The sequence below is a fragment of the Streptomyces sp. WZ.A104 genome (genome assembly GCF_002382885.1).
GTDB lineage: Bacteria > Actinomycetota > Actinomycetes > Streptomycetales > Streptomycetaceae > Streptomyces.
Genome location: NZ_NWVL01000020.1, coordinates 92,021 through 111,344, shown reverse-complemented (window position 1 = coordinate 111,344; position 19,324 = coordinate 92,021). Strand labels below are relative to the sequence as shown.

Genomic DNA, 19,324 nt, shown 5'->3' with positions numbered 1-19,324 from the left:
CGCTTCCTTCGGTCCCGTTTCACCGGGGCCCTCCGGGCGCTTCCCTTCGTTCTTGCGTTTCCGACTCTATCAGACTCTTTCGTGTCCGATTCCCGGTCGAAGCGGGTTGCTTTCGAGGTTCTTCGCTTTCGCGTTTTCCCTTTCCGGCGGTTCCAACTTTACCAGACTCTTTTTCGTTCCGTTTCCGGTCCGAATTCGATTTCCGGTGGCCTGTGGAATGGCCTTGCCTTTCGGCTGATCCGACTTTATCAGAAGTTTTCGGTGCGAAGTGAGCGACCGGAAGGCTTGAGATAAAGGGGATCGGGGTGGCTCGGCGGAATGAGCAAACATTCCCTGCACGAGCAAAGTAGATCTTACGCGGTTGGCTCGAACTTGTCTAGTCCGAGGCAACCGTTAAAATCTACCTCCCCACATCCTCCGTGTCAACGGTTTTTGTGGGCGAGGAGGACACTAGCAGCTCGGCAGGGGCGATCGCACATCGGCGGTCAGGCTGCGGAGGGAAGCTCGGCGCTCCGTTCGACGGCCGCCAGGTCGCCCGTGTCGCCGACTCGTGCCGCGCGGCCGCCCAGGATGTAGACGTACGCGAGAAATGCCAGCTCAGCGGCGATACCGATCGTGATCCTTGCCCAGGTCGGAAGGCCGGAGGGGGTCACGAAGCCCTCGATGAGCCCTGATACGAACAGGACCAGAGCCAGGCCGATCGCCATGCCCAACGCTGCACGGCCCTGCTGGGCCAGAGCTGTCCGCCGTGACAGGGGACCGGGGTCGATCACCGTCCAGCCGAGGCGGAGCCCCGTGCCGGCGGCGACGAATACGGCGGTGAGTTCGAGCAGACCGTGGGGCAGAACCAGGCCGAGGAACACGTCCAGTCGGCCCGCGGAGGACATCAGGCCGATGCCGACGGCCAGGTTCAGCATGTTGAGGAACAGGATCCAGAGCACCGGTATGCAGAGGAACGCGCCCAGGATCAGGCACAGCGCCGCGGCCTGCGCGTTGTTCGTCCATACCTGGGCGGCGAACGATGCCGCGGGGTGGCTGGAGTAGTAGGCCTCGTACTCCCCGCCCGGCCGGGTCATCGCCCGGAGCTCCTCCGGAGCGGCTATCGCGGCCTGGACCTCGGGGTGTGTGCCTATCCACCAGCCCATGAGCGCTGCCAGTGCGGTGGACAGGATGGCGGTGGGGACCCACCAGTGACGCGAGCGGTAGACCGCTGCGGGAAACCCTGCTGTGAGGAATCGGGTCGCGTCGCGCCAGGACGCCTTGCGGCTCCCGGTCACCGTCGACCGGGCACGGGCCACGAGCTGGGTGAGGCGGGCGGTGAGCACGGGGTCGGGGGTGCTCGACTGGACCAGCGAGAGGTGGGTCGCCGTGCGCTGGTAGAGGACGACCAGCTCGTCCGCTTCCGCGCCGGTGAGGCGGCGCCCTCGGCGCAGGAGGTGTTCGAGGCGGTCCCACTCCGTGCGGTGGGCGGTGACGAAGACGTCGAGGTCCATGGGCGGCTGTTGCTCCTGGCAAGGGTGCGTACGGGTCCGTACTACTGCGGCGCGCTGCCGGTCAGCTTGGCAGACTGGGCCCGGCTGGGGCAGAGAAGGTCGGCGAAGGGTGGGGCCCGATGAGTGAGCTGGTGACCGGGGACGCGGTCGTTCTGGGGCTGAGGCCGGCGAGGTTGCCGAGTCGGGCCCTGGCTGCGGCGATCGATCTGTCAGTGACTTTCACCGTTTTCATTCTGATTTCCATCGTTTTGGGGATCGCCTCCGCCTCCTTGGACGAAGCGGCCGTCGCAGCGGTCGGGGTCGCGTCGTTCCTGCTGGTTCTGATCGGTGGGCCGGTCGCCGTCGAGACGCTGAGCCACGGCCGCTCGCTCGGGAAGCTGGCCTGCGGGCTGCGCGTGGTGCGGGACGACGGCGGACCTATCCGATTCCGGCACGCTCTGGTGCGCGGGGCCATGGGGCTCGCCGAGATCCTCATGACGTTCGGTGCCGTGGCCTCCATCGCCTCCCTGGTGTCGGCGCGGGGGCGTCGGCTCGGTGATGTGTTCGCCGGGACCCTGGTCGTCCGGGAGCGGGTCGCGGCGTCGGGGCGGTCCATGGCCGTGCCGCCTCCCCCGCCGTGGCTGGTCGGCCGGTTCTCGCAGTTGGACCTGTCCGCCGTGCCGGACGAACTATGGCTTGCCATAAGGCAGTACTTGACGCGGATGCAGCAGCTGGACCCCGGCGTGGGCCGTTCCATCGCGGAGCGGCTGGCCGGTGAGCTGGTGTCGCGGACGGGAACGACGGCGCCGCAGGGCGTTCCGGCGGCCGCCTTCCTGGCTGCGGTGGTCCATGAGCGTCAGGCGCGGGATGCGCGGCGCGTGTTCGGTCCGGGGCGGGTGGAAGGGCCCGGTCTGTTCGTGCCTGCTGGGGGTGGTGGACCGACCCTGCCGGCTGGAAGTACCGGGGCTCCCGCGCCTGGGGGGCGCTTGGATGCTGCGGGGGCAGCGTGGGCCGCCGAGGGCGGGGGCTCGCCTTCTGCGGGGTTCGCTCCGCCCGGCTAGAGGTTGTACGGCTGCGAGGCGTCCGGTGCGGTCCGGGGCGGGGGGCCGGGCGGACGGGGCGACGGGGGTGTCTCCAGGTGTTCGAGCTCGATGCCGGGGGCGGCGAGGACCACATCGCCGGCGATGTGAACCGCGTGCTGTTCCCCGGTGTCCAGGGCGCTGACCTGGTATTCGTCCACGGTCAGGGGGCCGTTGTCAGTGGCGTGCGCTTCACTGTTCACCAGAGCCCAGGACTGATCGACGGTCCGGGGCGCGAGGACCGGGTCCGTGAAGGTGACCACGCGGACGCGGGTCGTGGGGGAATCGGGGGTGAGGCGCAGGAGACGGGTCATGGCGATGAGGAATGCGGGGGATGCGCCGGCGAAGGCGTGGGCACGGACATTGCCTTCGGTGGCGTGAGCGCCGGTCGGGTCGGCCCGGACCCAGGTGACGCCTTCCAGGGCGGCTCCTCGGACCTGCCAGCTCGCGGCATGCAGTTCGAGACGGATGGGGCGGCCCAGCTCGTCCAGGGCCAGGTCGACGGAGCCTAGGTGGTCGCCCGAGGGGGACGTGGTCTGGGAGACGTAGCGCCAGCCGGAGGGGCCGGGGGCGCAGTGGAAGTGTTCTTCACCGAGGGGGGTGTGATCGTGAAGGTCGTGGAGCGAATACCTGCCGCGGGGCATGGGGTCCTTCGGGTTCCTCGGGCTGTTCGGGAGCGGTAGGGCGGTGGGGCGGTAGGTGGCGGTAACGGGAGCAGGCCCCCGACACGGGGGTGCGGGGGCCTGTTCTCGGACGCTGCTTGACCTGCTTGACCTGCTAGTTCTGCTGGTTCCGCTGGACTGCTGCCGAGGGCTGTGATGCCCCTCGGTGCGCGGGAGGTCGATCCTTCCGCACACCGAGGGGCGGACCGCCGGTCAGTAGCGCGTCAGTAGCGGTAGTGATCGGGCTTGTACGGGCCCTCGACCTCGACGCCGATGTACGCCGCCTGTTCCGGCCGCAGCGTGGTCAGCTTGACGCCGAGTGCGTCGAGGTGGAGACGGGCGACCTTCTCGTCCAGGTGCTTGGGCAGCACGTACACGTCGGTCGGGTACTCCTCGGGCTTCGTGAACAGCTCGATCTGCGCCAGCGTCTGATCCGCGAAGGAGTTCGACATGACGAAGGAGGGGTGGCCGGTGGCGTTGCCCAGGTTCAGCAAGCGACCCTCGGAGAGGACGATGAGGACCTTGCCGTCGGGGAACGTCCAGGTGTGGACCTGCGGCTTGACCTCGTCCTTCACGATCCCGTCGATCTTCGCGAGACCTGCCATGTCGATCTCGTTGTCGAAGTGACCGATGTTCCCGACGATCGCCTGGTGCTTCATCCGGGCCATGTCCTTGGCCATGATGATGTCCTTGTTGCCCGTCGTGGTGACGAAGATGTCCGCCGTCTCGACGACCTCGTCGAGCGTGGTCACCTGATAGCCGTCCATCGCCGCCTGCAGCGCACAGATCGGGTCGACCTCCGTGACGATCACCCGAGCGCCCTGACCACGCAGCGACTCCGCACAGCCCTTGCCCACATCGCCGTAACCGAACACGACGGCCGTCTTGCCACCGATCAGAACATCCGTGGCCCGGTTGATCCCGTCGATCAGCGAGTGACGGCAGCCGTACTTGTTGTCGAACTTCGACTTCGTCACCGCGTCATTCACATTGATCGCGGGGAACAGGAGGGTCCCGTCACGATGCATCTCGTAGAGGCGGTGCACACCCGTCGTGGTCTCCTCCGTGACACCACGGATCTCGGAGGCCAGCTGGGTCCACTTCTGCGGGGACTCGCCAAGGGTGCGGTTCAGCAGGGTGAGGATGTGGGCGTACTCCTCACTGTCCGCGGTCGACGGGTCCGGGGCGGCGCCCGCCTTCTCGAACTCGACACCCTTGTGGACGAGGAGGGTCGCGTCACCGCCGTCGTCGAGGATCATGTTCGGACCGCCGGTGGGGGTGTTCGGCCAGGTCAGCGCCTGCTCCGTGCACCACCAGTACTCCTCCAGCGTCTCGCCCTTCCACGCGAAGACCGGGACGCCCGCAGGGGCTTCCGGAGTGCCGTTCGGGCCGACCGCGATGGCCGCGGCGGCGTGGTCCTGGGTGGAGAAGATGTTGCAGGAGGCCCAGCGGACCTCCGCGCCGAGCGCGACCAGCGTCTCGATCAGCACGGCCGTCTGCACCGTCATGTGCAGCGAACCGGTGATCCGCGCACCCGCCAGCGGCTGAGCCGCGGCGTACTCCTTACGAATCGACATCAGGCCGGGCATCTCGTGCTCGGCGAGAGTGATCTCCTTACGCCCGAATGCGGCGAGGGAGAGATCGGCGACCTTGAAGTCCTGGCTGTTGGTTGCCGTCGTCATAACGGGCTGCTCCTCGTGATGGGTCGAGGGTGGGGTTGTCTGGGCTGACTCTGCGGTGGCGGGGCACACGAATGCCCGGGCGTTCGCAGTGCAGTCCGTCGGAGGCCCTCTGTCCCTCGCCCGGCTCGCTCCTGCCAGCCGGTCGACCGCCATCAGCAGCGACGTCTGTTATCCGTATCCGAATCTACACCGAACGGCCCAGTGAGCCCCAGCCCGTCTGGGCACAGGGGCGTGTGGGAGGGGTCACCGGACGATCGGGGCTGGTGTGTGGTGGGTCAGTGGCCGGAATCCTTCGGGAGGTGGTCGGTGCCAGAGGTCGTGCCAGAGGTCGTGTCGGTGTCCGTGCCGGGGATCGTGCCGGTGCCCGGGGCGGGGGTTGTGCCGGTGGATGTATTGGGGGTGGAGGGCGTGGTGGGGGGCTTGGCCGGGTTGGTTCCCTTTGTGGCTGCCTCCGCGTCGAAGATGTCCGGCTCCAGATAGATGACGCGGGCGATCGGGACGGCGTCGCGGATGCGGTTCTCGGCGGCGTTGATCGCGTTGGCGACCTCGGTCGCCGTGTCGTCGTGCTGGACCGCGATCTTGGCGGCGACCAGCAGTTCCTCGGGGCCCAGGTGGAGGGTGCGCATGTGGATGATCCCGGTGACGGTGTCTCCGTCGACCACGGCCGCCTTGATCTTCTCGACGTCCTCGATTCCCGCGGACTCGCCGAGCAGGAGGGACTTCGTCTCGGCGGCGAGGACGATCGCGATGACGATCAGGAGGATGCCGATGCACAGGGTGCCGATGCCGTCCCAGACCCCGTTGCCGGTGGCCAGGGCGAGACTGACGCCGCCGAGCGCCAGGAACAGACCGACGAGGGCACCGAGGTCCTCCAGGAGGACGACCGGGAGCTCCGGAGCCTTGGCGTGGCGGACGAACTCGGTCCAGGAGCGATCGCCGCGCGTCTCGTTGGACTCCTTGATCGCCATACGGAAGGAGAAGGTCTCGGCGATGATCGCGAAGACCAGGACCCCGACCGGCCAGTACCAGGCCTCGATCGCGTGCGGGTGCTTGATCTTCTCGTAACCCTCGTACACCGCGAACATGCCACCCACCGAGAAGAGGACGATGGAGACGAGGAATGCGTAGATGTAGCGCTCGCGCCCGTAGCCGAAGGGGTGCTGCGGTGTCGCCTCGCGCTTCGCCTTCTTGCCGCCGAGTAGCAGGAGTCCCTGGTTGCCCGAGTCGGCGAGCGAGTGGACGCTCTCCGCGAGCATCGACGAGGAGCCACTGAAGAGAAACGCCACGAATTTGGCGACGGCGATCGAGAGGTTGGCGACGAGTGCCGCCACGATCGCCTTGGTTCCGCCTGACGCGCTCATAGGTGCGTGCCGTCCCTTCGTCGGTGCGCGGCATCCGCCGTCGCGGTGAGGCGGCACATTGTTGCAGCCGACGAGCCGAAGTTGGACCGGACGGCGGGTGTCGGACCCTGGGTCAGGCGGCCACTGTGGCTCGGAAGAGCGTGCCCGCTCCGGCCGCTTCGACCGGTTCACCGGCCGGTACGAAGACCGACTCACCCGGGCTCAGCGACAGCTCGCCGACCCGGACGGTTCCTGCGGTGCAAAGCAGGATCTGCGGGGTGGGGGCGGTCAGTACGGCGGGGGCCGCCCCGGACGCGAGGGTGTAGCGGGACAGGGCGAACTCGTCGACGGGGGTCTCGTACAACTCCTCGCCCGACGGGGCTGCCTCGGGGCGCAGCACGCCGGGTTCGGTGGCCTCGAAGCGGACGATGCGAAGGAGTTCGGGGACGTCGATGTGCTTGGGAGTCAGGCCGCAGCGCAGCACATTGTCCGAGTTGGCCATGATCTCGACGCCGAGGCCGTCGAGGTAGGCGTGGGGGACCCCTGCACCGAGGAACAGGGCTTCGCCGGGCTGGAGTTGTACGTAGTTCAGCAGCATGGCCGCCAGGACGCCGGGGTCGCCGGGGAAGTGGTGGGCGATGCGGGCGTACGGGGCATGGGCGCCGCCGAGGCGTTCGGCGGCGGCTGCCGCCTGCTCGACGGTCTCGGCCATCTCCGCCGGGTCCGCGCCGAGGATCGCCGTGAGCACCTCGCGGAGGGCGGCCTCTTCGGGGTGGGCGCGGAGGAGATCCACGTACGGCTTGAGGGAGTCGACTCCCAGCGCCTCCATCGCGTCCGCCGCCTCGGCGGGCCTGCGAAAGCCGCACAGGCCGTCGAAGGGGGTGAGGGCGCAGATCAGTTCGGGCTTGTGGTTGGCGTCCTTGTACGTGCGGTGCGGTGCGTCGATCGGGACGCCCCGGGCCTCCTCGTCGGCGTAGCCCTCGCGGGCCTGGTCCAGGTTCGGGTGGACCTGGAGGGACAGGGGGGCGCCGGCGGCGAGGAGCTTCAGGAGGAAGGGGAGGCGGGGGCCGAACCGGTCGACCGTGGTTGCGCCGAGCTCCCCCTCCGGGTCGGCTGCGATGACCTCGGTGAGCGCGAGCTCCGTGTCATCGGGCACGGTGGTGCGGCTGGCCATGCCGGTCTGACCGGACCTGCTCGCCCGACCGGACCTGCTGACCCGCGAGGGCGCTCCGGGGTGGGCTCCCATCCACATCTCGGCCTGCGGTTCGCCGGTGGGCTCGATGCCCAGCAGGGCGGGGATGGCCGTGGTGGACCCCCAGGCGTAGGGGCGCACGGTGTTGGACAGCCGGTCCATGAAGTCGTCCTCGGGGGTGGAGATTTGGAGACACGGAGATGGGGGCGCGTTGATGGTTCGGGGGGAGGCGTCAGGGCTGGGGGGACGAGGCCAGCGACAGGTAGACCGCCGCGAAGTCGGTGATCGCGAGCAGTTCGGCGAGGGCCTCCAGGTCGCTGCCCTCGTCCGGTTCCAGTTCGCTGACGGGGGTGTCGTGGCCGAGCGCCAGCTCCCGGGCGGCCGGGTAGGCGCTGAGGCCGCCCGTGGGGCGGTCCCGGAGGAGAACCACTCGGGCTCTCAGCGTCTCCCCCTCCTCGACCCGGTCGCGGAAGAAGTCGTCGGGGTCGGCGCCCGCCGCGAAGTCCCCGGCCAGCAGCGTGCCGTGCGAGGGCAGGGCCTCGGGGAGTTCCGCGGCGAGGGCGGGACGGCCCGCCAGCTCGGCGAGTACGGCGGCGAAGCGGCGGCCGACCGGGCCTGCCGCGTCGCCCTCCGTCCACAGCAGGGGCAGGCTGTCCGCGAGCTCGGCGGCGAGCGTCTTGGCCGGGTTGCTGTACGTGGCGATGGCCGGGCCGCAGCGTTCCGCGGTGCGGTCGAGGCGGTCCGCCACCTTCTGCAGCTCCTCGGGGGGAGCGGTCACCAGGCCGACCCGGTCCAGGAGGGCCAGGAGCGGGGTGAGCAGCGCCCACAGTGTGCCCGGGCCCGCGGCCGAGGTCTCCGCGTCGTACTCCCCGTGCGGGGCAGCCGCCATCGGGACCACCAGGCCGTGCCCTCCGTCGACCGACTCGCGCAGCGGCGAGCGGGTAGGAGCGACGGCGACGACCGTGCAGCCGCGGCGGTACGCCTGCTCGGCCAGCAGGGCGAGCCCCGGTTCGGAGCCGTCGGCGGTCGCGATGAGGAGCAGATCCACGGACCCGGCCCAGCCGGGCAGGGTCCAGCGCAGGGCGCCGGGGGCGGGGGCGACTCCCGTGGGGTGGATCCGGGTCACGGGGGCGGCCGCGCCCGCCAGTGCGCCGATCAGGTCGGCGACGCCGGATGCGGCGGTTCCGGGGCCCGCGACGAGGACGGCTCGGGGCCGGCCCTCCGGGGCCAGGCCACCGATGCCCGCCTCGGCGGCGTGCCGGGCGGCGGTACGTACGCGGGCGCCTGCCTCGGCCGCGCCGCGAAGCAGATCGCGGCGGTCGGCTCGGGCGAGGGCTTCCGGGGCGTCGAGCAGGGACTCGTCGAGCATGGCGGTGGGCCTCCGATCACCGGGTGGGGTGCGGGATGCGGGTGCGGGGCGGGGTGCCGGGGGGGGGCAGGGGGCGCGCCTGTGGCCGTGCTGTGGTGCTGTGGTTCTGCCTCGTGGCGGTGCGTGGTGGCGATACCTGCGGCGTGCCGGTCACACCCGGTCGCCGGGGCGGTCGCAGCGAACGGTCCGCCTTGGGCGTGCCCTGCCCCGCGTACGGTCGGACCGGCTCTCGTACGTTCGTACGTCGTCGGTGCCCCGTACCCGCTTCGCTCGCGGTCAGGCGGGGCGGCGGGCCTCGTCCACGAGCAGCACCGGGATGCCGTCCCGGACCGGGTAGGCCAGGCCGCAGTCCGCACCGGTGCAGACCAGCTCGGGGCTGTCGGCCGACGAGCGGTCGTCGAGCGGGGCGTGGCAGGCCGGGCAGGCCAGGATCTCCAGGAGGCCGGCTTCGAGCGGCATGGGGTGAGTCCCTTCGAGCATGCGAGTCCCGATCCACGTGGATCAGGCGTCGTCAGCCTACCGCTGGGGTGGCGGGGGCGCGGCCTGGCTGGGGGGAGGAAACCGGGGATGGGCGGGGTGGGGGGGGCGCGGTGGGCGGGGGCCGGGCGGAGCGGGGCCTCGGATGGGGGCGCCTGCGGCGGGCTTTTCCCCTACCCGCCCCTTCCCGTAACCGGGGCTCTGCCCCGGACCCCGCTACTCGATCGCCGGAGGGGCTGGGGTAGGCCGGGGGGGGAAGAGGACGAGGGCTGAGGAGCTGGGAGGGGAAAGCCGAGGTGGGCGGAGGAGCTGGGGAAAGCGGACGAGCGGTGAAGGAGACGCGCCGGTTGAACGAGCCGCGCCGGCTGAAGGCCAGGATGCCCAACACCGGACAGGGTGGGTTACCAACTCCGCGGGAACTGGAAGATCGCCGGAGGGGGCGAACCAGCGGCCGAAGCCGCCGGAGTGAGAGGGCAAGCTAGCGCCTGATCAGGCTCAGGACCTCGTCACGTACCGCCGCCATCGTCGTCTCGTCCCTCGCCTCGACGTTCAGGCGCAGCAGGGGCTCCGTGTTCGAGGCTCGGAGGTTGAACCACCAGTCGGGCGTCGTGACCGTGAGGCCGTCCAGGTCGTCGAAGGTGACGTCGTCGCGGGTGCCGTAGGTCTTCTTGACCTCGGTGAGACTGGCGGCCTGGTCGGCAACGGTCGAGTTGATCTCGCCGGATCCCGCGTACCGGTCGTACTCGGCGACCAGCTCCGAGAGCGGCTTCCGCTGGCCGCCCAGCGCGGCAAGGACGTGGAGGGCGGCGAGCATGCCCGTATCGGCGTTCCAGAAGTCGCGGAAGTAGTAGTGCGCCGAGTGCTCGCCGCCGAAGATGGCGCCGTGCTCGGCCATCTCCGTCTTGATGAAGGAGTGGCCGACCCGGGTGCGGACCGGGGTGCCGCCGTTCTCGCGGACGACCTCGGGGACGGACGAGGAGGTGATCAGGTTGTGGATGACGATGCCCTCGCCGCCGTTGCGGGCCAGTTCGCGGGCGGCTACCAGGGCCGTGATCGCGGACGGCGAGACGCCCGCGCCCCGCTCGTCGACCACGAAGCAGCGGTCCGCGTCGCCGTCGAAGGCGAGGCCGAGGTCGGCCCCCTCGGCGAGGACACGGGCCTGGAGGTCGACGATGTTCTTCGGATCGAGGGGGTTGGCCTCGTGGTTCGGGAAGGTGCCGTCCAGCTCGAAGTACATGGGTACGACGTCGAGTGGGAGGCCCTTGAGGACCGTGGGGACTGTGTGGCCGCCCATGCCGTTGCCCGCGTCCACCACGACCTTCAGGGGGCGGATCGCCGTCAGATCGACCAGGCCGAGGAGGTGCGCCGCGTAGTCGGTGAGCGTGTCACGTTCCGTGATCGTGCCGGGGGCGGTGGAGGGGGCGGGCCGCGGTGCGCCTTCCGACCACTGTTCGACCAGTGTGCGGATCTCGGCCAGGCCCGTGTCCTGGCCGACCGGTGCGGCACCGGCCCGGCACATCTTGATGCCGTTGTACTGCGCCGGGTTGTGCGAGGCCGTAAACATCGCCCCGGGGAGGTCCAGCGCGCCGGAGGCGTAATACAGCTGGTCCGTCGAGCAGAGCCCGATGAGTGTGACGTCCGCACCCCGGGCCGCCGCACCCCGGGCGAACGCCCCCGCGAGGGTGGGCGAGGTCGGGCGCATGTCGTGGCCGATCACGATCGCCTCGGCGTCCGTGACCTGGACGAACGCGGCCCCGAAGAGTTCGGCCAGTGATTCGTCCCACTGGTCGGGCACCACTCCGCGCACGTCGTACGCCTTCACGAGCTGCGACAGATCAGCAACCACGGCCGGTCCTCCTGGGGGTCTTTACGGACCGCCCAAACTACCCGGCCGGGTGGTGTCTCAACTGTCGGCCTCAAGAGCAGCCCCTGTCGGCCTCAGGGAACGCCCCCCTCAGCCTCAGGAATCAGGTGAGCGCAGCACCCTCAGGTGACCTCGGCGGGCCACCTCCACCGGGTCTGCGGAACGAGGGCCCCGGCCCCCGCCGTCCGGCCCGCGGTCGTGCGGACGCGCCGCTTCCCGGACCGCGTTGGCCAGTGCTTCGAGGTCGTCGCCGCTGGGGTGCGTCGGTGCGGAGCCGTCGGAGAGCCGCACCACTTCCCAGCCCCGTGGCGCGGTCAGCCGCTCGCTGTGTTCGGCGCAGAGGTCATAGCAGTGGGGCTCGGCGTAAGTGGCGAGCGGGCCGAGGACCGCAGTCGAGTCGGCATAGACGTACGTCAGTGTCGCGACGGCAGGGCGGCCGCACGCAGTGCGCGAACAGCGACGTACAGGGCTCACGATGTTGGACGGTACCGCACTCTTGAGCGGGCTGCGACGACTCTCCCTCACGTCACCCCACCGTGTCGCTCTGTGACCTGCGGCACAGCCGCACTCCGAGCGGCTTACCCTGACCTGCACCACTGCGCGAGCACGGCGATCGTGGGGCCGCCCGGCCGGCCGCGGACGGGGGCCGATCCCCGCGTCGGGCGAGTCGTAAGGATCGGATTACGGGCCTGAAAGGGGCTCAACCTTGGCCGGAATGTTCAACTGTGGACATCCGGAGCGGGCCCGGGAGACGGGCCCGGAGCAGGCCCGGATAAGGGGCCGGTTAGAGGGCCGGGAAAGGGAGCCCGCAGCCGGGCCGACAGCCAGGCCCGGAGCCAGACCCGGAGCCGGGACCGGGAGACGGACTGGAAGCGGGGCCAGGAAGGGGAGCCCGAAGCCGAGGCTGGAAGCCAGGCCCCGGGCCGAACCCAGGCCCGAAGTTGACTCCCCATGCGTGCTGTCTCCGTGATCGAGACACTCCCCGGAGCGTTACGCTGCGTCGGTGATGGACAGTCCCGTACCTCCCCACCCGTTCGAGCCCCGGCCCCGACGCCGTGACCGGCACGGCCGCGGTATGCGCGGGCCGGTCGCACCGCCGCAGGTGCCGTTGTCGGCCAGCCGGGGGGAGACCTTCCGCGATCTGGTCCAGGACTCCGTGGAGCGGCTCGAACGGCGCTGGCCCCAGCTGGCCGAGGTCGACTTCGTCGTCCTCGAAGTGCCCGGTACGACGGAGGAGACCGTTCCGCTCGGCAGTGCCGTCCCGGCGGGCAAGGAGCGGCCCGCGCAGATCGTCGTCTACCGGCGGCCCGTCGAGATCCGCACCAAGAGCCGCGAGGAGCGCGCCCTGCTCGTGCACGAGGTCGTCGTCGAGCAGGTCGCCGAGCTGCTGGGGCTCGCGCCCGAGTCGGTCGACCCCCGGTACGGGCAGGACTAGCCCCACCCCACCCCCGTACGACGAGGGCAGGACTCGTCCCACCCGGCCCCGCCACCACGGCAGGACCCGCCGTCTGCTCGGTTCAGTCGTCCAGGACCGACAAGTCCTGCCTGGCCGACGGGACCGCGACCGTCCCTGCGTCGTCGGGGAGCGTCTGCACCGTGAACATCTGGACGCCGCCCTCCGTGAGTGCCAGGGAGCGCGACGCGTGCACCGGGCCGCCCGAGGTCGTCTCGACCGTCAGCGCGTACGTGCCCTTGAGCCCTTCGGGGGCCTTCGGGGTGACGGCGAGGGTCGTGCCGCTCTTGACCGTGTACGTCTCGACGGACGGTTCGCCGCCGCCGCTGCCCGCCGACGCGGTGACCTTCACCTTCGCCGTGGCGCCCGGGGCGGTCAGGGACAGTGTCGAGCCCTTGGCGCGGTTGTCCGCGACGCTCGAACGGGCGCCGACCGGTCCGGTGGCCGGGATGTAGGCGACCTCCTGCTCGTCGCCGCTGCCGCGGACCACTCGTAGCGCGGCCACGATCGGCGTCGCGCGGTTCTTCTCCACGGGGGTGAGGCGCAGGGAGCCCGGTTCGTCGCGGGTGACGTCCTTGAGGTCGGCGGTCGCGGTCATGCCGGACTTGATGTGGAGGGTGGCGTTCCCGGCCGGGGAGAACGTCGCGTTCTTCCCCATGAGCTGGACCTTCACGTCCGCGTCGTCCTCGCCGGGTGCGAACGCCACCAGCTGTACGGAGGTGGCGTCGGCCGGAATCCCCGGCATCACGAGCGTGCCGGACGGGTCGTCGGACGCGGTGATCCAGTCGCTGCCGGAGGTGTCGTCGGCGCTCAGGACGACCGCGCCGATCCGTCCGGAGCGGGTGGTGACGTGCGCGGTCAGCTCGTCGACCGCTTCGTCGGTGAGGGTGGACAGCAGGAGCGCGACGCTGGAGCGGGCGGGCACGGTGATGCCGTCGCCCACGTCGGACTTGAGCGCGCCCTTGGGGCCGTACAGCTCGATGTCCGCCACGGCGGCGGCATCGTCGGGGTTGGTGAGGTGCACGTAGTCCTGGCGGGACTTCGCGGTGCTCGCGCCCGGGAACCAGAAGTCCGTGCCGGGGGCGGTGCAGGTGACCCCGAGCAGGCCCCGCGCCCCGCCCGCGGTGACCTGGGTGGTCTGCTGGGCGGTCCAACCGGGGGCGAGCCGGCCGGTGGCCGTGCCGACGAGGGCCGGGGCGTCGGAGCCGTCCGCCTCGACGACGACCGGCTTTCCGGGCTCCTTCACAGCGAGGACCGGCTTCTCGGCCTTCTTCCTTGCCTTCTCCGCCGCTTCCTCGGCCTTCTCGGCCTTCTCCGGGTCGGTCTCGTCCTCGTCGTCCTCGTCGACAGCCGGCAGTGCCGGCTTCAGTTCGGCGGTGGCCTTGGCGTCGCCGCCCTCGCCCGCCGGGGTGAACGCGGTGTACTGCGTCTCCGCGAGCTCGGAGCTGCTCGGCGCCGGGCAGACCAGGCTGGAGCGCTCGACCGGGAGCAGCGCGGCGGCCTTCGCCTCCGGGGCCGCCGGGCCGTCGGGCGCGGTGACCGTGGCGAAACCGGTGATGGCGGCCAGGGCGACGGCACCGGCGATCAGGGACAGGTGGGTGGACTTCACTCGGACTCGCCTCGCGATGCGTTACCGGACGGCCACGGGGCCTGACCCGGGGCCAGGGGGCCGGGTTGTTCGGCCTGTTCACCGTTCTCGGTGGGGTGCTGGTACGGGTGGTGCGGCTGTGGCGGGTAATGCTGGCCGATGTACTGGCCGTACTCGTCGTACGCAGCGCCGCCGCTGCCATCGCCGCCGCTGCCCTGGTCGTTGTACTGCTGTGCGTACGGGCCCTGGGCGCCGCCGTAGCCGCTCTGATCGCCGTAGCCGCTCCGGTAGTCCGTGTCCTGCTGTTGGTACTGCTGGTGCTGGGCGTACGGGTCCTGTTGGTACGTCGCGTAGTAGTCGGCGCCCTGGGGCTGCCCGCCGTCCCATTCCCCGTACTGCTGGTGCGGAACTTCCGCGTAACCGCTGGTGGCCTCTTGCGGGTCGTGCGCCGGAGCGTGCGCTGTGGGGCTCGCGGCGTACGGGTCGGCGGTCTGCTGCGCGGGGATGTACTCCCCCGGGTCTCCTTGCGCTGCCGCGTCCGTCGTGCCGTCCGCCCGGTAGTTCTGCCCGGACTCCCGGGACCCTCCGGGCTCCCCGGGTCCTCCGGGCTCCCCGAACGCCCGGGGCTCCTCCGCCGCGGCCGCCGCCTCGGCCTGGGCCGCGGCGCGCAGCCTGCGGGCACGGCGGCCCTCGCCGTCGACCGGCTCGGCGGCGACGGCCAGCGCCTCCTCGGGCAGGTCGTCGTCGATCTCCCGGCGGCGGCCCGGCAGGGCCATGACCACGAGGACGACGGCGAGTGCGGCCTGCGCCCAGATCCAGGCGGTGTGCGTGATCGGGGCGTCGTAGGTGAGGTCCAGGCGGCCGCCGTCGGCGGGGAGTTCGAATCCCTGGGCCCAGCCGTCGACGGTCTTGCGGGTCAGGGGCTTGCCGTCCAGGGTGGCCTGCCAGCCCGGGTCGGCGGTGTCGGCGATCCGCAGGACGCGGCCCGCTTCGCCGGACGGGATCTCGGAGTGGGCCTCCACGGGCCCGGAGCCGACGGGGAGGTGCTCGCCCTCGCCGGACGCCGGGGCGATCATGACGCGGGCGACCTGGCGGTCCACCCGCCACAGGGCGCTGCCGTCGAGCTGGCTGAGGCGGCTGAGGCCGGGGGTCGCGTCGAGGACCCGACTCATCTGGCGCGGTGCCCCGTCCCGTACGAGGACGTAGCGGATCGCGAAGCCGCTGAGCTGGTCGCCCTGGTCGGCGCCGGAGCCCGCGACGAGGTTGGCGACGACCTTGTCGAGGTGGCTGTTGGTACCGCCCGCCTCGGTCAGTTCTCCGTCGCCGAGCCGGGCGCCCGATCCGCGGACCAGGCTGTACGCGACGGAGTCGGGCGAGGTGCCGCCGAGGACGAGGGTGCGCGGCTGGTCGCGGGTACCGCTCTCCTCGGCCACGAACGCGGGCACCTGGACGGGGTCGCGCCGCTCCAGCGGGCCGTCCGCACCGCCGATCATCCAGCCGAACGCGGCCAGGACCGGGGCCAGCGCGGCGGCCAGGGCGATCAGCGCGGCGACGGGCTGGCGCCAGCCGAAGCTCTGCTCGGCGACCCGGATGCGGGCCCCGTCCGCGCCCACCAGGGCGGCGGCGATCAGGGCGGTGCCGTAGACGAGGGTCGCGGGCCCGGCCCAGGTCGTTCCGTTGGTGAGGGCCGCGAAGAGCAGGCCGACGAGCGCGACCGCCCAGGCGGTCCGGACGGCGAGCTGCCGCTCCCCGCGCAGCAGCGCGGCGAGGGCCGCCAGCACGATGCCGAGGAGCAGGGCGCCGCCCGCCGCACCCGGGCCGCCGGGGCTGATGCCGAGCAGGTCGAGGCCCGAGGCCGACCCCGTACCGAGGTCCATGCCCGCCTCCGTGAGGAGGGCGGACGGGTTCGTCAGGAGGGTGAGCGACCAGGGGGCGAGGATCAGCACCGGCGTGCCGACGGCGGCGACGAAGCGGAGTCCGTACGCCATGATGTCGCCGCGCCGCAGCACCAGCACACCGAGGCCGAGGACCACGGCGAGCGGCCAGACGATCGGCGTGAACGCCATCGTGAAGGTGAGGAGCAGCGTGTACGCCCAGGTGGCGCGCCAGCTGCCGCGCTCCCCCGCCGCGCTGTCGGCACGCAGCCCGTGGGCGGCGACGCCCGCGCGGGCGATCAGCGGAAGCAGGACGAGGAGGACGGCGGTGCCGATGCGGCCGGTGGCCAAGGCTCCGGTCGCGGCGGGCAGGAAGGCGTACGCGACGCTCGCCCAGGCCCGCAGCAGCCGCGAGGGCAGCAGCGGCCGGGAGGCGAAGTACGCGGTGAGCCCGGCCAGCGGGATCGAACAGACCAGCAGCACGCTCACGGCGAGGCCGGTGGAGCCGAGGAAGAGGACCGACAGGGCGGCGAGCAGCGCGAGGTAGGGCGGGGCGGTCTGGGTGCCGCCCGTCCCGACGGCGTGCCAGGCGTCCGCGTACCGTCCCCAGAGCTCGCCGACGTCGGCGGGGGCTGGCAGCAGCGCGCCACCGGCCAGCGCGCCGCCGCTGAGCAGGTTGCGGCAGGCGATGAGCGAGACGACGAGCAGCAGCGCGAAGAGGATCGGCCCGGGTTTGCGGCCGATGCGCTTGAGCCGGGCGAACTGATCGACTTCGAGGAAGTCGGCGTCGTCGCCGCCGGGCCCGGACTCGACGGCCCCGTGCCGCGAACCGCCCGAGTCGGCTTCCGTACGGCCGCCGAAGTTGCCCGCGACCTGGTCGACGGTGGCCCGGACGGTGGCGCCGGGCGGCGGGAACAGGGCGCGCAGTTCGGCAGCGTCGACGACGCCCTTTCCGCGGTCGCGGCGGGCGGCGAGGATGCGGCCGGGGCGCAGCAGGGTGCCCAGCAGGCCGGTGACCTCGTCGAGGGCCTGGCCCGGCACCTTGCCGACGAGGTAGGCGACGGTGCGGAGCAGGGTGCCGACGACGAGCCGGAGCAGCACCCAGGGCAGGGCCTTGCCGCGTGCGTTGACGAGCATCGTGTAGGCGGCGCCCGCCTTGTCGACGCGGTGCGGGCTGGCGACCGAGCGGCCCGCGCAGTCGATGGGGCGGCGCTCGCGGGCGGAGGCCTCGGCGTGCCGCAGGACGGCGTCCGGGGCGACGAGGACCCGGTGCCCGGCGAGGTGGGCGCGCCAGCACAGGTCGACGTCGTCGCGCATCAACGGGAGCCTGCGGTCGAAGCCGCCGAGCTCCTCGTAGACGTCGCGGCGGATGAGCATGCCCGCGGAGGAGACGGACAGGACGGTACGGACCTGGTCGTGCTGGCCCTGGTCCTGCTCACGGCGGTCCAGGCCGGTCCAGCGCCGGCCGCTGTTGGCGATGGAGACGCCGACTTCGAGGAGCTGCTTGCGGTCGTACCAGCCGCGCAGCTTGGGCCCGACGATCGTGGCGTGCCGGTCGGTGTCCACGACGCGCAGCATCTCGGCGAGCGCGTCCGGCTCGGGTGCGCAGTCGTCGTGCAGCAGCCAGAGCCACTGGACCGGTTCGCCGTGCGGCAGCTCGGGCAGGTCGTAGTTCTCGTCGACCCAGGTCCGGCTGACCGGGTCCCAGCCGCTGGGGCGCTTGAGGTAGGGGAGGTCGTCCGGGGTCAGGACCCCGGCCGTGCGGGCCGCCTCGTCGACGGCGGTGCCGAAGCTCGTACGGCGTGCGAGGTGCAGGACGCGGTCGTCACCGAGCGCCTCGGTGACCAGCCGGGCGGAGTCGTCGGCGCTGCCGGTGTCGGCGGCGACGATGTTCTGTACGGGGCGTTCCTGCCCGAGCAGCCCGGCCAGCACGTCGGGCAGCCAGCGCGCGCCGTCGTGGGAGACGAGCACGGCGGTGACGACGTGCCGGGGGAACTCTGGGGCGGCGGCGGCCGCGTTCGGCGCCGCCGAGTGGCTGTGCACGGACATCGAGGTACGGGCCCTCCGGCCGGGTCCGGGGGCATATCCCCGGGGCTGCATCGGTGTACACGCGCGCCCCGGCGGGGCGTTGGTGCGTCTCGGACGGGGCCCCACACTAACGGTACGGATACGTGGCGGGGGCCCCGAGCGGGTGAAGGGCCGGGCGCGGACGGGCGGTGGACATGCGGTGGGCATGCGGACGGCCCGGCGCCCGGGCCCTCCGGGGAGGGGCGGACGACGGGCCGTCGCGGTTGCCGTTCGGGGGGCTGTGGTCCGGAGTCCGGGGGCTACGGAGAGCCGGTGGCCGGCGAGAGGGGCTGCACCGGCCGGAGGTCCCGCGTACGGCGGCGCGTAAGCACAGAGGGTGTGGAGTACGGGAGTGAGTGGGGCGCTCGCCCGGGATGCAGCCCCGGAGCGCCGTCCGTTCCATGAACCGTCGTCCGCCCCAGAACCACCGTCCGTCCCAGAACCGCCGTCCGTCCCAGGGCCATCGCCTCGTCCCGGAAACCGTCGTCCGTCCTGGAACCGTCGTCCGTCCTAGATCGCGGCCTTCTTGAGGCGCCGCCGCTCCCGCTCGGAGAGTCCGCCCCAGATACCGAAGCGCTCGTCGTTGGCGAGGGCGTACTCCAGGCACTCCGAGCGCACCTCGCAGGCGAGGCAGACCTTCTTGGCCTCGCGGGTGGAACCGCCCTTTTCGGGAAAGAAGGACTCGGGATCGGTCTGGGCGCACAGTGCGCGCTCCTGCCAGCCGAGTTCCTCGTCCGCGTCCTCGACCAGCAGTTGCTGGAACAGCTCGGTCATGTGCGCCCCTCGTCTGTCTCTTGCGTCCCGTGATGCAGCCTTTTGCGGCCGAACGACACGAGTGAAATTACAAGTGTGTAGCTCTGGGGCAGTCAAGCGAGGATCTGCTATTGGCCCAGGGATTCACTCTGCGGAACCAAGCGTATACAGAAAGTGTTCAAATCGCCAAAAATCTGACATATGCCACCGGCCCCGCACCCGCGCACTCTCTTGATCAAGACGAACGGAAGTCTCTTCATGTTGCGATTCGATCACTGAAGCGACCAGGATCACATTCAGGTCACGGACCGTCAGCCATGTTTGGAGGCCCGGATGGTGCGCCACATGTCCCCGCCCGTGAGTGCATAAACCTTTCTCCGGAACCGCCGACCGGAAGGGGTGAAACAATGCGCCCAAATCGGGCATTGGGTTGACAGCGGGCAGGGGGAGCC

At 71.3% G+C, this 19,324-nt stretch carries 14 protein-coding genes; 2 read left to right on the top strand and 12 right to left on the bottom strand.

Annotated features, from left to right (window positions below; genetic code table 11):
* Positions 1-485: 485 nt before the first annotated feature.
* Positions 486-1,493, bottom strand: coding sequence for a stage II sporulation protein M (locus tag CIB93_RS13710; protein WP_096627077.1), 1,008 nt, complete (start codon positions 1,491-1,493; stop codon positions 486-488).
* Positions 1,494-1,612: 119 nt separating this feature from the next.
* Here CIB93_RS13710 and CIB93_RS13705 point away from each other — a divergent pair, with 119 nt between their 5' ends.
* A complete protein-coding gene (locus CIB93_RS13705) occupies positions 1,613-2,533 on the top strand; it encodes an RDD family protein (protein WP_096627076.1) in 921 nt (306 codons plus the stop codon).
* Here CIB93_RS13705 and CIB93_RS13700 read toward each other — a convergent pair.
* From CIB93_RS13700 to CIB93_RS13665, 8 genes are all read right to left on the bottom strand, one after another.
* A complete protein-coding gene (locus CIB93_RS13700) occupies positions 2,530-3,195 on the bottom strand; it encodes a hypothetical protein (protein WP_096627075.1) in 666 nt (221 codons plus the stop codon). The two genes, CIB93_RS13705 and CIB93_RS13700, sit on opposite strands and share 4 nt — an antisense overlap.
* Before the next feature lie 242 nt (positions 3,196-3,437).
* Positions 3,438-4,895 (bottom strand): adenosylhomocysteinase, encoded by a 1,458-nt coding sequence (gene ahcY / locus CIB93_RS13695; protein WP_096627074.1) that lies wholly within the window; start codon positions 4,893-4,895, stop codon positions 3,438-3,440.
* A 275-nt stretch (positions 4,896-5,170) separates the two neighbouring features.
* Positions 5,171-6,256, bottom strand: coding sequence for a cation diffusion facilitator family transporter (locus tag CIB93_RS13690; RefSeq protein WP_257002171.1), 1,086 nt, complete (start codon positions 6,254-6,256; stop codon positions 5,171-5,173).
* Between the two features lie 112 nt (positions 6,257-6,368).
* The gene (gene manA, locus CIB93_RS13685) at positions 6,369-7,589 is read right to left on the bottom strand and encodes a mannose-6-phosphate isomerase, class I (protein WP_096627073.1); all 1,221 of its coding nucleotides are present in this window, start codon (positions 7,587-7,589) and stop codon (positions 6,369-6,371) included.
* Positions 7,590-7,659: 70 nt separating this feature from the next.
* Positions 7,660-8,796 (bottom strand): SIS domain-containing protein, encoded by a 1,137-nt coding sequence (locus CIB93_RS13680; protein ID WP_096627072.1) that lies wholly within the window; start codon positions 8,794-8,796, stop codon positions 7,660-7,662.
* 276 nt (positions 8,797-9,072) lie between these two features.
* Positions 9,073-9,255: a Trm112 family protein gene (locus CIB93_RS13675; RefSeq protein ID WP_096627071.1), complete on the bottom strand. Its 183-nt coding sequence runs from the start codon at positions 9,253-9,255 to the stop codon at positions 9,073-9,075.
* Positions 9,256-9,751: 496 nt separating this feature from the next.
* Positions 9,752-11,119 (bottom strand): phosphomannomutase/phosphoglucomutase, encoded by a 1,368-nt coding sequence (locus tag CIB93_RS13670; RefSeq protein ID WP_096627070.1) that lies wholly within the window; start codon positions 11,117-11,119, stop codon positions 9,752-9,754.
* A 114-nt stretch (positions 11,120-11,233) separates the two neighbouring features.
* The gene (locus CIB93_RS13665) at positions 11,234-11,662 is read right to left on the bottom strand and encodes a DUF3499 domain-containing protein (protein WP_096627069.1); all 429 of its coding nucleotides are present in this window, start codon (positions 11,660-11,662) and stop codon (positions 11,234-11,236) included.
* 481 nt (positions 11,663-12,143) lie between these two features.
* On the opposite strand from CIB93_RS13665, the gene CIB93_RS13660 reads away from it, so the two are divergent.
* Positions 12,144-12,572 carry a metallopeptidase family protein gene (locus tag CIB93_RS13660; RefSeq protein ID WP_096627068.1) on the top strand — a complete coding sequence of 143 codons (429 nt, stop codon included), beginning with the start codon at positions 12,144-12,146 and terminating at the stop codon, positions 12,570-12,572.
* A gap of 82 nt (positions 12,573-12,654) precedes the next feature.
* Here the strand turns inward: CIB93_RS13660 and CIB93_RS13655 are convergent, their stop codons facing one another.
* From CIB93_RS13655 to CIB93_RS13645, 3 genes are all read right to left on the bottom strand, one after another.
* A complete protein-coding gene (locus tag CIB93_RS13655; RefSeq protein WP_096627067.1) occupies positions 12,655-14,199 on the bottom strand; it encodes a DUF5719 family protein in 1,545 nt (514 codons plus the stop codon).
* A complete protein-coding gene (locus CIB93_RS13650) occupies positions 14,196-18,101 on the bottom strand; it encodes a glycosyltransferase (RefSeq protein WP_096627066.1) in 3,906 nt (1,301 codons plus the stop codon). The genes CIB93_RS13655 and CIB93_RS13650 overlap by 4 nt, the downstream gene beginning before the upstream one ends.
* Before the next feature lie 528 nt (positions 18,102-18,629).
* Positions 18,630-18,893 carry a WhiB family transcriptional regulator gene (locus CIB93_RS13645; RefSeq protein ID WP_014046372.1) on the bottom strand — a complete coding sequence of 88 codons (264 nt, stop codon included), beginning with the start codon at positions 18,891-18,893 and terminating at the stop codon, positions 18,630-18,632.
* Positions 18,894-19,324: the final 431 nt, after the last annotated feature.

Excerpts from the sequence above, each read along its gene's own strand:
- CIB93_RS13680 (WP_096627072.1), bottom strand. The coding sequence starts at position 8,796 with ATGCTCGACGAGTCCCTGCTCGACGCCCCGGAAGCCCTCGCCCGAGCC.
- CIB93_RS13710 (WP_096627077.1), bottom strand. The coding sequence starts at position 1,493 with ATGGACCTCGACGTCTTCGTCACCGCCCACCGCACGGAGTGGGACCGC.
- CIB93_RS13690 (WP_257002171.1), bottom strand. The coding sequence starts at position 6,256 with ATGAGCGCGTCAGGCGGAACCAAGGCGATCGTGGCGGCACTCGTCGCC.
- manA (WP_096627073.1), bottom strand. The coding sequence starts at position 7,589 with ATGGACCGGCTGTCCAACACCGTGCGCCCCTACGCCTGGGGGTCCACC.
- CIB93_RS13675 (WP_096627071.1), bottom strand. The coding sequence starts at position 9,255 with ATGCCGCTCGAAGCCGGCCTCCTGGAGATCCTGGCCTGCCCGGCCTGC.
- CIB93_RS13705 (WP_096627076.1), top strand. The coding sequence starts at position 1,613 with ATGAGTGAGCTGGTGACCGGGGACGCGGTCGTTCTGGGGCTGAGGCCG.
- CIB93_RS13645 (WP_014046372.1), bottom strand. The coding sequence starts at position 18,893 with ATGACCGAGCTGTTCCAGCAACTGCTGGTCGAGGACGCGGACGAGGAA.
- CIB93_RS13700 (WP_096627075.1), bottom strand. The coding sequence starts at position 3,195 with ATGCCCCGCGGCAGGTATTCGCTCCACGACCTTCACGATCACACCCCC.
- CIB93_RS13650 (WP_096627066.1), bottom strand. The coding sequence starts at position 18,101 with ATGTCCGTGCACAGCCACTCGGCGGCGCCGAACGCGGCCGCCGCCGCC.
- ahcY (WP_096627074.1), bottom strand. The coding sequence starts at position 4,895 with ATGACGACGGCAACCAACAGCCAGGACTTCAAGGTCGCCGATCTCTCC.
- CIB93_RS13660 (WP_096627068.1), top strand. The coding sequence starts at position 12,144 with ATGGACAGTCCCGTACCTCCCCACCCGTTCGAGCCCCGGCCCCGACGC.